Source organism: Mesorhizobium sp. Ca11 (genome assembly GCF_020165275.1).
GTDB lineage: Bacteria > Pseudomonadota > Alphaproteobacteria > Rhizobiales > Rhizobiaceae > Mesorhizobium.
In genome coordinates this window covers 24536-36566 of record NZ_JAIUHU010000028.1, presented here as the reverse complement: position 1 = coordinate 36566, position 12031 = coordinate 24536, and the positions used below count along the sequence as shown (strand labels likewise).

Below are 12031 nucleotides of genomic sequence, written 5' to 3'. Positions count from 1 at the left end.
TCTCACTCCGCTGGAACACCCCTCATCCGTCTCGGCGCTATCGCGCCGATCCACCTTCTCCCACAAGGGGAGAAGGCTAGAGCGCTGCTCACATCCCCTGCATGGCGTCGCAGGTCACGTTCGGGTTCATGTCGGCGAAGGCGCCGGTGGGGTTCTGCTTCCAGGCCCAGACGTGCAACTCGTAGAACGGGCCGAGGCCGTAGCGGTTGGGCGCGGTGTTGAAGTTGAACAGATGGCCTTCGAGCGAGGCCGGGCCCTTCGCGGTGATGTATTCGACCGCGATCAGCTTCAGCGTGCCGTCGGCCATCGGCTCGTACATCACCGCTTCCGGCTTGGCGACGTCGACGGCGTCGTCCTTCAGATAGGCGGCGTTGACGTAGTGGATGCCCATGGCGCCGCCGGTGAGGCCGCTGGCGCAGGGGATCGGCGCGTAGCCTTCGGCTTTCGCCACGGCGACGTCCTCGAAGCGGCTGTCGAGCGCCCGCACCTTTTCGGCAAGCGGATTGACGGTTTCGGCCGTGGCCGCGCCCGCCATCAGCATGATGATCGAGGCAGAAGCGCCGACAACGCATTTGATTAAGGTCTGAATGTTCATTTGTCTCTCCAATTGAGGCGCGCAAGCGGCGGCAGTCGGCCGGTAGGCCAACTCCGAACGCCGGCGGCGCCTGTCGGTAAAAGGGGTGGTCGCTGATCCCGACCAGAGCGGTTCACCGAACGAACCGCTCCAAGTCTTTGTTTTGCGCAATTCCGGACGGAAAACCGCTGCGCAGTCTTCTTGGAATTGCCCGGTGCGGGATCAGCTGTGATGCCACCAATATTCCCAGTATTCGCGCGGGTTTTCCCGCTCGTGCAGGCCGATGTCGCGTCTCAGGTAGTCGTCCTGCGGTGGCAGAAAGCGTCGCCGGTGTCGCAGGGGCGAAAGCAACGCCGACACAGCCCGTCGCATGAAGCCGCGCCGTGACGGGACGATGTCCGCCGCGGCGGATGCAGCCTCGTCTTCTGGCACGGCGTCAGGTCCGCCGGCGACGGGTATGGTCTGCCCAACATGGTCTGCCCGATCAGCGATAAAAGTAGGGGTCGAGGACCCGGACCTCCGTGATCTTGTCGACGGGAAGCGAATTCTTCTGCGCGGTGCTGCGGATCGCCTCCGGCGAGGGCGCATCGTAGATGCAGAAGCTCTTGCTCTTGTCGGGCGAGACGAAGGATTGCACCCAGGTTACGCCTTTCTCGGCATTGCGGGCGATGACGCCGCCCATCGCGGTTGCGCCGGCGTCGTTCATCGGTACGTGCAGCCCATCGGGGAAGGTACGCTCAATCAGGTAACGAGGCACGATCGGTTTCCTTTCATTGGTGAATTGCGCTCGGTTCAAGCGCGACCCAGCAGAAATCACCTTCGCGGCAGGCGCGCATCGGAGCCATTCCCCATATTGGCCGGGACGAATCCCTATCTTTGCGACGTTTTATGTGGAAGATGGCACCTCAGTGTGTGGAAAGTCACATTGTCGCGCCGTTTCCCAGGCTATCGCGGCGGCGGCCCGCCACGATGGAAATTCTGATTTGGCGAGAGGGTGACAATGCTTCTGGAACGGCAGACGCAGCTGCAGCAAATGGGTGCCTTGCTGGCGGATGCAACAGGCGGCCGCGGCCGCGTCGTGGTCCTGTCGGGAGAAGCCGGCGCCGGCAAGACGGCGCTGGCCGAGGCGTTCGCAAGCCGCTTGGGCAAGGACCTGACCGTGCTTCGCAGCGCCTGCGAGGATCTCTCCATTCCCGATCCCCTGGGGCCGCTTTACGATCTGGCGCGCGAGGCGCAGTGGGAGCCACCGCGAGCGATCGACGACCGCCAGGTGCAGCGGCTGCCATTGTTTTCCGAGGCGCTCGACGTTTTCGAAGCGAAAGGTCCATCCCTGCTCGTCATCGAGGACCTGCACTGGGCCGATGACGCGACGCTCGATTTCGTGCGTTTCCTCGGCCGGCGCATTGCAAACACGCACATCCTGCTTCTGATCACGGCGCGCACCGACCGCAGCGAAGGACAGATGCGCGTGCGCCGGGCGCTCGGTGAGATACCGGCCGGCAACATCCAACGCATAGAAGTGCCGCTGCTCAGCGAAAGCGCGGTGCTCTCGCTCGCCGCGGCGGCCGCGCGCGACGGCGACGCGATCTACCGCGCAACGGCGGGCAACGCCTTCTTCGTCACCGAGCTGCTCGCCGCCGCGGTCGATGGCGCGTTGCCGGCGAGCGTCCGCGACGCCGTGCTGGCGCGCGCCGAAAGATTGTCGCCCGGCGCCCGCTCGATGCTCGACGCGGTCTCGGTGTTTCCGCGCCGCGCCGATGCCTGGGCGCTGAGCGGTCTTTGCGGGATTGCCGCCGCCGGCCAGCTCGCCGAATGCGTCGCCAACGGCCTGCTTGAGGATTTCGGCGATGGCTATGCTTTCCGGCACGAGATCGCCCGCACGGCCATCGAGATGGCGCTGACGCCCAGCAAACGACGCGAGTACAATGAGCGCGCGCTGGCGGCGTTACGGGAAAATCCGCAAGTCGCCACCGCAAGGCTGGTGCATCATGCCGTCGAAGCGCAAAGCCTCGATGTGGTGCGCGAGCTGGCGCCGGTTGCCGCGCGGGAGGCATCCCGCGTCGGCGCGCATCGCGATGCGGCGGGCTATTACGAGGTCGCCCTGCGCTACGCCGATACTCTGCCGATCGAGAAGCAGGCGGAGCTTTACGAAGGGCATGCGTTCGAGTGCCACCTGATCGGCCGCGTCGATACGGCGATGGAAGCGCAAGGCCGGGCGCGCCAGCTGCGCCAGGCACTGGGGGATCGGCTGAAGGAAGGCGACAGCCTCAGGTGCTTGTCACGCTTCGCCTATCTGCTCGGCGATCGCGAGTCGGCGGATCGGTTCGGAGAGCAGGCCGTGGGGCTTCTGGAGACCGCGCCCGACAGCGCCGAGCTGGCGATGGCTTATTCGAACCTCTCGCAACTGGCGATGCTGGCCGAGCGGCTCGAGGACGCCCTTTCGCTCGGCGGCAAGGCGGTCGAGCTGGCGGAGCGGCTCAACCGGGCGGACATTCTATGTCATGCGCTGAATAATGTCGGCGCCGCCGGACAATGGCTGGATTTTGCCAAGGGCAGGCGCGATCTCGCCCGCAGCCTTGGGATTGCGCTGTCGGGCAACTACCAGGAGCATGCGGCGCGCGCCTTCACGAATTGCGCCTGCGTCGAGATGAACAGGCTCAACTTCAAGGAGGCGGCGTCGTTCCTGGATCGCGGCATCGGCTATTGCGTCGAGAACGATCTCGCGACATGGCGCGATTATATGCGCGGCGTGCAGGCGCAGCTTTTGCTTCGCCGCGGCTTGTGGAACGACGCCGCGACAATGGCGCATGAGGTTGTCGACGACGACGCAACGACGCCGCTGGTGCGCTATCCGTCGCTGGTGGCGCTGGCACGATTGCGCATCCGCCGCGGCGACCCGTCGGCCGAGCCGATCGTCGAAGAGATGAGGCGGTTCCTGGACAAGGGCATGGAGCTGCAGCGCCTGGTGGCGTTTGCCCAGGTGCTGGCCGAATCGGCCTGGCTTGGACAAGCCGACAGGCAGGAAGCCTTGCGCCTGATTGCGGTTGCCGAAAATCTCGCGCCGACGCCGGCCGTGTTCGGCGAACTTGCCACCTGGCGGGAACTGTTGTCGCCGGGATCCGAACCCGGCGACACGGACGGCATGGCGGAGCCGCACCGCCTGCAACTGACGGGCGACTGGCGCGCCGCCGCCAGCCTATGGGCCCAAATGGGGGCGCCTTTCGAACAGGCAATGGCCTTGCTGCTCGGCGACGAAGCGGCGCAGCGCGAGGCGCTCACCATTTTCGAGGATCTTGGCGCGAGGGCGGTCGCGCAGCAGGCGCGCAGCCTTATGCGGGAAAGCGGCGTCAGTCACATCGCGAGAGGGCCGCGACAGGCGACGCGCGCCAACCAGGCCGGCCTCACGCAGCGCCAGATGGAAGTCCTGGAACTTCTCGAGCGAGGCTTTTCCAACAAGAAGATCGCCGCGCATCTGACCATTTCGCCCAAGACGGTCGATCACCACGTTTCGGCCGTGCTGGAGAAGCTGGAAGTCATCTCGCGCGGCGAGGCGGCTGCCGCGGCGCGCGCGTCGGGTCTGGTGTGAGGCTTGTTTTCTGCGCCTGAAGGAAACCGCCGGCCCCGGCGCTGCCTCTCATCCGCCCTTCGGGCACCTTCTCCCCGTTGAACGGGGAGAAGGAAATAGGCGTCAGGCGAACGTGCCGTGGCAGTGCTTGTACTTCTTGCCGGAGCCGCAGGGGCAGAGTTCGTTGCGGCCGACCTTGCCCCAGCTCGCGGGGTTCTTCGGATCGCGGTTTTCCGGCGCGACGACGGCGTTGGTGTCCTGACGCACCAGAAGCGCGGTCTCGCCGCCCTGGAAATCATCCTCGCCGGTGGAGCCGTCGATATGGCTGCCGAACATCTCGGGCGCTTCAGGCGGCGGCGCATCGGCCGCCTGGCGCACCAGCTCGACGCGCATCAGCTGCGCGGTGACGGCCTGCTCCAGATTGCCGAGCATGGCCTGGAACAGCTCGAAGGCCTCGCTCTTGTATTCCTGCAGCGGGTCGCGCTGGGCGTAGCCGCGGAAGCCGACGACCGAGCGCAGATGGTCGAGATTGACGATGTGCTCGCGCCACAGATGGTCGAGCGTCTGCAGCACCACCGAGCGTTCGACATAGTTCATCACGTCGGGGCCGAAGCGGTCGGCGCGCTCCTTGGCGGCGGCGTTGGCGGCGGCCGTGATGCGCTCGCGAATGTCGTCCTCGGCGATGCCTTCTTCCTTGACCCATTCCTCGACCGGCAGGTCGAGGTTGAGGTACTGCGCCACTTCCTCCTTGAGACCGGCGACGTTCCACTGCTCGGCATAGGCGTTTTCGGGGATGTTCTTGGCGACGATCTCCTCGATGACGCCTTCGCGCATCTCGGCAATGGTTTCGGCGAGACCTTCTCCGTCCATCAGCTCGATGCGCCGCTGGAACACCGCCTTGCGCTGGTCGTTGGCAACGTCGTCATATTTCAGGAGGTTCTTGCGGATGTCGAAGTTGCGCGCCTCGACCTTCTTCTGCGCTTTCTCGAGCGCCTTGTTGATCCAGGGATGGATGATCGCCTCGTCTTCCTTGAGGCCGAGCTTCTGCAGCATGCCGTCCATGCGCTCGGAGCCGAAGATGCGCATCAGGTCGTCCTGCAGCGACAGGAAGAATTTCGACCGTCCGGGATCGCCCTGCCTTCCCGAACGACCTCTAAGCTGGTTGTCGATGCGGCGCGATTCGTGGCGTTCGGTGGCCAGAACATAGAGGCCGCCGGCGGCCAGCGCCTTTTCCCTCAGGCGCTCGACGTCGGCGTGGATTTCCCTTTCCCTGGCCTCGCGCTCGGGGCCCTCGGGCATGTCTCCAAGTTCCTCCGCGATGCGCATCTCGGCATTGCCGCCGAGCTTGATGTCGGTGCCGCGGCCGGCCATGTTGGTGGCGATGGTGATGGCGCCGGGCTTGCCGGCCTGGGCGACGATGGCCGCCTCGCGCTCGTGGTGACGGGCGTTCAGCACTTCGAAGTCCTTGAAGCCGTCCTTGCGCAGGCGCTCGGCCAGCTGCTCGGATTTCTCGATCGAGGTGGTGCCGACCAGCGTCGGCTGGCCCTTGGCGCTGGCTTCGCGGATTTCCCTGACGATCGCCTTGTACTTCTCCTCGACCGTCCGGTAGACCTCATCGTCCTCATCCTTGCGGATGACCGGCAGGTTGGTCGGGATTTCGGTGACCTCGAGGCCGTAGATGTTGCCGAATTCCTCCGCCTCGGTCAGCGCCGTGCCGGTCATGCCGGCGAGCTTCTTGTAGAGGCGGAAATAGTTCTGGAAGGTGACGGAGGCCAGCGTCTGGTTCTCGGGCTGGATCTGCACGTGTTCCTTGGCCTCGAGCGCCTGGTGCAGGCCTTCCGAATAGCGGCGGCCCGGCATCATGCGGCCGGTGAACTCGTCGATGATGACGATCTCGCCGTTGCGCACGATGTAGTCCCTGTCCTTCTGGAACAACAGGTGCGCCTTCAGCGCGTTGTTGACGTGATGGACGATGGCGACATTCTCGACGTCGTAGAGCGACTCGCCCTTCAACAGGCCGGCGTCGCGCAGCATGTTTTCCAGCTTCTCGGTGCCGTCCTCGGTGAAGATCGTCGTCTTCTGCTTCTCGTCGACCTCATAGTCGGCCGGGCCGAGCTTCAGCATGAAGGTGTCGATGGTGTTGTACATTTCCGAGCGGTCTTCGAGCGGACCGGAAATGATCAGCGGAGTGCGCGCTTCGTCGACCAGGATGGAATCGACCTCGTCGACGATGGCGTACGAGTGTCCACGCTGCACCATCTGCGAGCGCTCATACTTCATGTTGTCGCGCAGATAGTCGAAGCCGAGCTCGTTGTTGGTGGCATAGGTGACGTCGCAGGCGTAGGCCTCACGGCGTTCCTCGTCGGAAAGGCCGTGGACGATGACGCCGACGTTGAGGCCGAGGAATTTGTAGACGCGGCCCATCCATTCGGCGTCGCGCTTGGCGAGATAGTCGTTGACGGTGACAACATGCACGCCCTTGCCGGCGAGCGCATTGAGGTAAACCGGCAAGGTGGCGACCAGCGTCTTGCCCTCGCCGGTGCGCATCTCGGCGATGCCGCCATTGTGCAGCACCATGCCACCGATCAATTGCACGTCAAAGGGACGCATGCCAAGCACGCGGCGGGCCGCCTCGCGCACCGTGGCGAAAGCCGGAACCAAGAGATCGTCGAGCGCAGCGCCGTTGGCCAGATCCTGGCGGAACTTTTCCGTGCGCCCCGCAAGCTCGGCATCGGAAAGCGCCCGCATCTCGTTTTCCATAGCGTTGATGGCTTCGACCCTTGGCCGGGTCGACTTGACGCGGCGGTCGTTGGAAGAACCGAAAACCTTACGGGCGAGACCGCCGAGACTGACCATCCAATGGCCCTTTCGATAGCAATTTAGCCGTTTGCGACAGGCACCTGGCGGGCCCATCAAATCCGCGTGAGTGCGGACAAACGCAAAAAGCGCCCGGAAAACGGTTCTGGACGCCAAGTCGTTGGACAGATAAGAGGGGGCTCAATCGATGTCAACGCCGCGTTAGCCCTATCGGCAGCGCCAAATTCCGCCACAATTCGACTGATCTGGAACCCTTCCGCTCACGCGATCTTTATTGGCAATCCCCATTGGAGTTTATCTTGATGTCCCTGTCGATCCGCCGCGCCTCGCTCGCCAGCCTCGGTCTGGCCTTCGGGCTCTCGGCTCTTTGCCTGTCGCCGCTGATGGCGCAAGAGACCAAGCCCGCCCAGCCGGACGCTACGGCGCCCGCGGCTGCTCCGGTCGATCCCAATGCCGTGATCGCCACCGTCAATGGCGAGAAGCTGACCGAGGCCGATCTTCGGCTCGCCGAAGGCGAACTGTCGCAGCAGTTCGCGCAACTGCCGCCTGAACAGCGCCGCGCTGCGGCCCTCTCGGCGGCGATCGAAATCCGCGTCATGGCCAAGAAGGCCGTCGACAGCGGCCTCGACAAGGACGCCGACTTCCAGCGCCGCATGGCTTTCCTGCAGGCGCGAGCCCTGCATGGCGAGGTCGTCGAGAAGGAAGTGGTCGACAAGGTGACGGACGCCGAAGTGCGCGCCCGCTATGACCAGGAGATCGCCAACACGCCGCCGGTCAACGAAATCCATGCCCGTCACATCCTCGTGAAGACGAAGGAAGAGGCCGAGGCGATCATCAAGCAGCTCGACGGCGGCGCCGATTTCCAGAAGCTCGCCAACGAACACACCAGCGATCCGAGCGGCAAGACCAGCGGCGGCGATCTCGGCTGGTTCGGCCCGGGGCAGATGGTGCCGGAATTCGACAAGGCGGCGTTCGCGCTCGACGTCGGCAAATATTCGAAGGAGCCGGTGCAGTCGCAGTTCGGCTGGCATGTCATCAAGGTCGAGGACAAGCGCGCCAAGCAGCCGCCGGCCTTCGACGACGTCAAGGACCAGGCCAAGCAGGCGGTGATCCGCGACAAGTATTTCGCCATGGTCAAGGAGCTGCGTGCGGCCGCCAAGGTCGAGATCCCGGACGAGAAGCTCAAGAAGGACATCGACACGCTGGAAGCCGGCAAGTAATCCGCTTGCGGCTGGATAATTCTGAAAGGGCGCCCGAGGGCGCCCTTTCGCTTTCGGGGGTCAAGCGTTCATTATGCCCCGCGTGATGTAGCGAATGGCGGCGCGGATCGCCGCCTTGTCCTCGTCGAGCCGTTCGGTCAGCAGATGCCGCCAGGCGAAAGAAGCGACCAGGTCGGCGACGATCCCGGCATCGACATCGGCCGCCACCGCGCCGCGCGCCTTGGCGCGCTCGATCATCCGGCCGGTATGGCTGCGGCGTCCTTTTGAATATTCGGCAAGCGCGGCCGCGGCCGTCTCGTCCGACTGCGCCTCTGCGATCAGCGAGCGGAAGATGTTGCCCGACGGGGTGTCGCGCCAATGCGCGAACAGATTCTCGAGGAAGCCGGCCAGATCGTCCTCGACGTTTCCGGTATCGGGCGTCTCGACGCGCTTCTGCCGCTGGTAAACCTCGATCAGCAGGGCCGCCTTGCTCGGCCACCAGCGATAAATGGTCGGCTTTCCCGCCCGCGCCCGCCGGGCGACGGCCTCGATCGAGAAGCCGGCATAGCCCGCCTCGCGCAACACCGCCTCGGCGGCGTTGAGGATGGCATCGGCGCTCTCGGGACTGCGTTTTGCGCCGATCGACTTGCGCCCGCGAGCGGCGGCTTCGCCCATCGAGGTCTTCCTTGGCCGGTGAATCTGCAGCCGATCATATTGGCTTCGGCGACGAAACGAAACGACGTGTTTCCAATTGCAAGGCCGCCGGCCAAGCTGGCAAGGCGCGGCCAGAACGCCTCTTGCGCCGGCGCGCGCTATCGGGCAAACCGGCTTCCTTCCTTTCGTGTTCTTGCCGCTCCGGGATACCGATGTCTGCTACGATTTCGCCGCTCGCACCGAAGAAATATCCGAAGATGCCGGTCATCGAGGGTGTGCGCATCGCGACCGCCGAAGCCGGCATCAAGTACCGCAACAGAACCGACCTGCTGGCCATGGCCTTCGATCCGGGCACGGCTGTCGCCGGCGTGTTCACCAGGTCGAAATGCCCATCGGCGCCCGTCGACTTCTGCCGTCAGAACCTGCCCGCCGGCAAGGCGCGTGTCCTGGTGGTCAATTCCGGCAATGCCAACGCCTTCACGGGCAAGAAGGGCCAGGCTTCGACCGCGCTGACCGGCGAGGCGGCGGCGAAGGCCGCCGGATGTTCGCAGAGCGAGGTGTTCCTGGCCTCGACCGGCGTCATCGGCGAGCCGCTCGACACGACCAGATTCAGCCATCTGCTGGCCGGCCTAGTCAAGGACGGCAGGCCGGATCAGTGGACCGAGGCGGCCAAGGCGATCATGACCACGGACACCTATCCGAAGGTGGCGACGGCGACGGTCAAGCTCGGCGACACCGACGTCACCATCAACGGCATTGCCAAGGGCGCCGGCATGATAGCGCCCGACATGGCGACGATGCTCTCCTTCATCGCCACCGACGCGCCGATCGCCGCCCCCGTGCTGCAGGACCTGCTGTCGCGCGGCACGGCCAAGACCTTCAATGCGGTGACCGTCGACAGCGACACCTCGACCAGCGACACGCTGCTCTTCTTCGCCACCGGCAAGGCCGCGGCGCGCGGCGCGCCGGCGATCGGCGATCCCAAGGACGCGCGGCTCGGCGCCTTCCGCCGGGCGCTCGGCAAGGTGCTGAAGTCGCTGGCGCTGCAGGTGGTGCGCGACGGCGAGGGCGCGCGCAAGCAGGTCGAGGTCACCGTCACCGGCGCGAAGTCCGCCCGCTCGGCCAAGCGCATCGCGCTCTCGATCGCCAACTCGCCGCTGGTCAAGACGGCCGTCGCCGGCGAGGACGCCAATTGGGGCCGCGTGGTCATGGCCGTCGGCAAGGCCGGCGAGCCGGCCGACCGCGACCGGCTGTCGATCTGGTTCGGCGACAACCGCCTGGCGCATGAGGGCGAGCGCGATCCGGCCTATTCGGAGGAAGCGACCTCGGCCTATATGAAGCGCGACGATATCCGCATCCGCGCCGATCTCGGCATCGGCCGCGGCAAGGCCACGGTGTGGACCTGCGACCTCACCAAGGAATATGTCGCCATCAATGGCGATTACCGGAGCTGATGGCGCCGGTGTCGAGGCATCCGGCAAGCGTGCTCGCGGTCGTGCGTCGCTACGAGGCGGCGGGTTTTCGCGCCTGGCCGGCGGCCGCCGTCCATTATGACGGGACATGGGTGGTGCGGCTGACCGCAGGTCTCCCCGCCAAGCGCCTCAACTCGGTCAATCCGCTCGATCCGGGCGACACGCACGCCATCGAAGAGCGCATCGGCCGCGCCGCAAGACGCTTCGACGCCTATGGCAGGCCGCTCACCTTTCGCATGTCGCCGCTGTCGGGGCAGGTCTTGTCCACGCATCTCGACAAGGCCGGCTGGAACATGTTCGACGAATCCTTGGTGATGCGGTTGCCGCTGAAGGAGGTCGAGCTTGGCGCGGCCATGGACCAGATTCCGCTCAAGGACATCAGCCGTTTCATCGGCGCTTCGCTGAGGACGAGCGGCTCGGACGCTTCGCTGCGGCCCGGCCTGTCCGAGGTCATCGGCGCTATCCAGCCGGAAGCGGGGCTGTTCGCGCTCGAGGACGGCAACGAGCCGCTGGCGACGCTGATCTGCGTTCATGACGGCGATCTCGCGGGTCTGTTCGAGGTCGCCACCGAAAAGTCGGCGCGCAAGAAGGGCCATGCCCGCAATCTCATCCTGTCGGCGCTGAAATGGGCACGGCTCCGGGGCGCGCGGGAGGCCTGGCTACAGGTCGAGGCCGGCAATCTGCCGGCGCTCTCGCTCTACCGGTCGCTCGGCTTCGAGGAAGTCTATCGCTACCACTATCGTCGGCCGCCGGGCGCATGAGCGAGGTCAAGCCGGCCGGAAAGCGACTGCTGCTGGTCGCCGCCTGCGCGCTGGTCGATACCGACCGGCGCGTGCTTCTGGCGCAGCGCCCGGAAGGCAAGCAGCTTGCCGGCCTGTGGGAGTTTCCAGGCGGCAAGGTCGAGCCCGGCGAGACGCCGGAGGAGTGCCTGGTGCGCGAACTGCATGAGGAACTCGGCATCGAGACCGAGATCCCATGCCTGGCGCCGCTCACCTTCGCCAGCCATTCCTATGACGATTTCCATCTCCTGATGCCGCTTTATGTCTGCCGCCGCTTTCGCGGGATCGCGCAGGCCAGGGAAGGACAGGGGCTCAAATGGGTCAGGCCGCGGCAGATGCGCGATTATCCGATGCCGCCGGCCGACGCACCGCTGATCCAGTTCCTTATCGACCTTTTGTAGTTTCGCGCCGACTTGGCGGCAGGTCGGCGTTCCCGGGCGGCCGAGTGTTTCCGCACGTTTCCGGGAGCTGGTTTAGTCAGCGTTAATGGAAGATTTATCCCGACGTGAAAAATTGCGTGAGGCCGTTTCGCGCGGCGATATCGTCGATGACTGGGAAACACGGCATGAGCCTTGAAAGAGACTGGGATTCGATCCGGCCCGACCGCGGATTTCGCGCGGTGGACGCCGGCATGGGCATCCTGCGGATCACGCTTCTCTTCGGCTCGGCGGCGGTGGCGCTGGCGCTGATCGCAACGCCTTTCCTGGACAACCAGACCCGGCCGCAGAGCGTTCGCGACGGCTTCGCGGGCGGGCTCGACATGACCGCGACCGGATCGATCGGCCATCGCCCCAATACATATACGGTGCGCCGCAGCGTGCTGCAGCCCTTGCCCAGTTCAATCTGCGTCATCCGCAACGACGGCAGCCGCAGCGGCGAGTGCTGACTTGGTTAATGATTTTCCGGCGCGACGGCGTTTCACTCGCTGTTAAGCTTTTGCCGTTAACCTTTCTTAACGGGTAGGACATTAG

The 12031-nt window shown here is 65.2% G+C and carries 11 protein-coding genes; 6 read left to right on the top strand and 5 right to left on the bottom strand.

Features of this window, described 5'->3' with window-relative positions; translation table 11 throughout:
* Window positions 1-88: 88 nt before the first annotated feature.
* The 3 genes from LB538_RS28435 to LB538_RS28425 all read right to left on the bottom strand — a co-directional run bounded on the left by LB538_RS28435 (window position 89) and on the right by LB538_RS28425 (window position 1331).
* Entirely contained in the window at window positions 89-541 is a 453-nt protein-coding gene (locus LB538_RS28435; RefSeq protein WP_140847423.1) for a hypothetical protein, read from the bottom strand.
* Between the two features lie 255 nt (window positions 542-796).
* Window positions 797-1006, bottom strand: a complete 210-nt coding sequence (locus LB538_RS28430) for a hypothetical protein (protein WP_140847420.1) — start codon at window positions 1004-1006, stop codon at window positions 797-799.
* Window positions 1007-1058: 52 nt separating this feature from the next.
* Complete coding sequence (locus tag LB538_RS28425) at window positions 1059-1331, bottom strand: DUF4242 domain-containing protein (protein ID WP_095767571.1); 273 nt, start codon at window positions 1329-1331, stop codon at window positions 1059-1061.
* A gap of 243 nt (window positions 1332-1574) precedes the next feature.
* Here LB538_RS28425 and LB538_RS28420 point away from each other — a divergent pair, with 243 nt between their 5' ends.
* Window positions 1575-4160, top strand: a complete 2586-nt coding sequence (locus LB538_RS28420; RefSeq protein WP_224560593.1) for a helix-turn-helix transcriptional regulator — start codon at window positions 1575-1577, stop codon at window positions 4158-4160.
* A gap of 102 nt (window positions 4161-4262) precedes the next feature.
* Here LB538_RS28420 and secA read toward each other — a convergent pair whose 3' ends face one another.
* Window positions 4263-6995: a preprotein translocase subunit SecA gene (gene secA, locus LB538_RS28415; protein WP_224532542.1), complete on the bottom strand. Its 2733-nt coding sequence runs from the start codon at window positions 6993-6995 to the stop codon at window positions 4263-4265.
* A gap of 263 nt (window positions 6996-7258) precedes the next feature.
* Between secA and LB538_RS28410 the strand changes: the two genes are divergently transcribed.
* Complete coding sequence (locus LB538_RS28410; protein WP_095767510.1) at window positions 7259-8176, top strand: peptidylprolyl isomerase; 918 nt, start codon at window positions 7259-7261, stop codon at window positions 8174-8176.
* 60 nt (window positions 8177-8236) lie between these two features.
* On the opposite strand, the gene LB538_RS28405 is transcribed toward LB538_RS28410, so the two are convergent.
* Window positions 8237-8830 carry a TetR/AcrR family transcriptional regulator gene (locus tag LB538_RS28405; RefSeq protein WP_224532541.1) on the bottom strand — a complete coding sequence of 198 codons (594 nt, stop codon included), beginning with the start codon at window positions 8828-8830 and terminating at the stop codon, window positions 8237-8239.
* 191 nt (window positions 8831-9021) lie between these two features.
* Here LB538_RS28405 and argJ point away from each other — a divergent pair, with 191 nt between their 5' ends.
* The 4 genes from argJ to LB538_RS28385 all read left to right on the top strand — a co-directional run bounded on the left by argJ (window position 9022) and on the right by LB538_RS28385 (window position 11946).
* On the top strand, window positions 9022-10263 hold the full coding sequence (gene argJ / locus LB538_RS28400) for a bifunctional glutamate N-acetyltransferase/amino-acid acetyltransferase ArgJ (protein ID WP_224532540.1): 1242 nt from the start codon (window positions 9022-9024) through the stop codon (window positions 10261-10263).
* A complete protein-coding gene (locus LB538_RS28395) occupies window positions 10263-11042 on the top strand; it encodes a GNAT family N-acetyltransferase (protein ID WP_224532539.1) in 780 nt (259 codons plus the stop codon). The genes argJ and LB538_RS28395 overlap by 1 nt, the downstream gene beginning before the upstream one ends.
* Window positions 11039-11461 (top strand): (deoxy)nucleoside triphosphate pyrophosphohydrolase, encoded by a 423-nt coding sequence (locus tag LB538_RS28390; protein ID WP_224532538.1) that lies wholly within the window; start codon window positions 11039-11041, stop codon window positions 11459-11461. The genes LB538_RS28395 and LB538_RS28390 overlap by 4 nt, the downstream gene beginning before the upstream one ends.
* Before the next feature lie 164 nt (window positions 11462-11625).
* Entirely contained in the window at window positions 11626-11946 is a 321-nt protein-coding gene (locus LB538_RS28385) for a hypothetical protein (RefSeq protein WP_095767514.1), read from the top strand.
* The last annotated feature ends 85 nt before the right edge of the window (window positions 11947-12031 follow it).

What these genes read in the sequence shown, in the direction of transcription:
- LB538_RS28420 (WP_224560593.1), top strand. Translation starts at nt 1,575, where the DNA reads ATGCTTCTGGAACGGCAGACGCAGCTGCAGCAAATGGGTGCCTTGCTG.
- secA (WP_224532542.1), bottom strand. Translation starts at nt 6,995, where the DNA reads ATGGTCAGTCTCGGCGGTCTCGCCCGTAAGGTTTTCGGTTCTTCCAAC.
- LB538_RS28405 (WP_224532541.1), bottom strand. Translation starts at nt 8,830, where the DNA reads ATGGGCGAAGCCGCCGCTCGCGGGCGCAAGTCGATCGGCGCAAAACGC.
- LB538_RS28385 (WP_095767514.1), top strand. Translation starts at nt 11,626, where the DNA reads ATGAGCCTTGAAAGAGACTGGGATTCGATCCGGCCCGACCGCGGATTT.
- LB538_RS28410 (WP_095767510.1), top strand. Translation starts at nt 7,259, where the DNA reads ATGTCCCTGTCGATCCGCCGCGCCTCGCTCGCCAGCCTCGGTCTGGCC.
- LB538_RS28390 (WP_224532538.1), top strand. Translation starts at nt 11,039, where the DNA reads ATGAGCGAGGTCAAGCCGGCCGGAAAGCGACTGCTGCTGGTCGCCGCC.
- argJ (WP_224532540.1), top strand. Translation starts at nt 9,022, where the DNA reads ATGTCTGCTACGATTTCGCCGCTCGCACCGAAGAAATATCCGAAGATG.
- LB538_RS28435 (WP_140847423.1), bottom strand. Translation starts at nt 541, where the DNA reads ATGCTGATGGCGGGCGCGGCCACGGCCGAAACCGTCAATCCGCTTGCC.
- LB538_RS28395 (WP_224532539.1), top strand. Translation starts at nt 10,263, where the DNA reads ATGGCGCCGGTGTCGAGGCATCCGGCAAGCGTGCTCGCGGTCGTGCGT.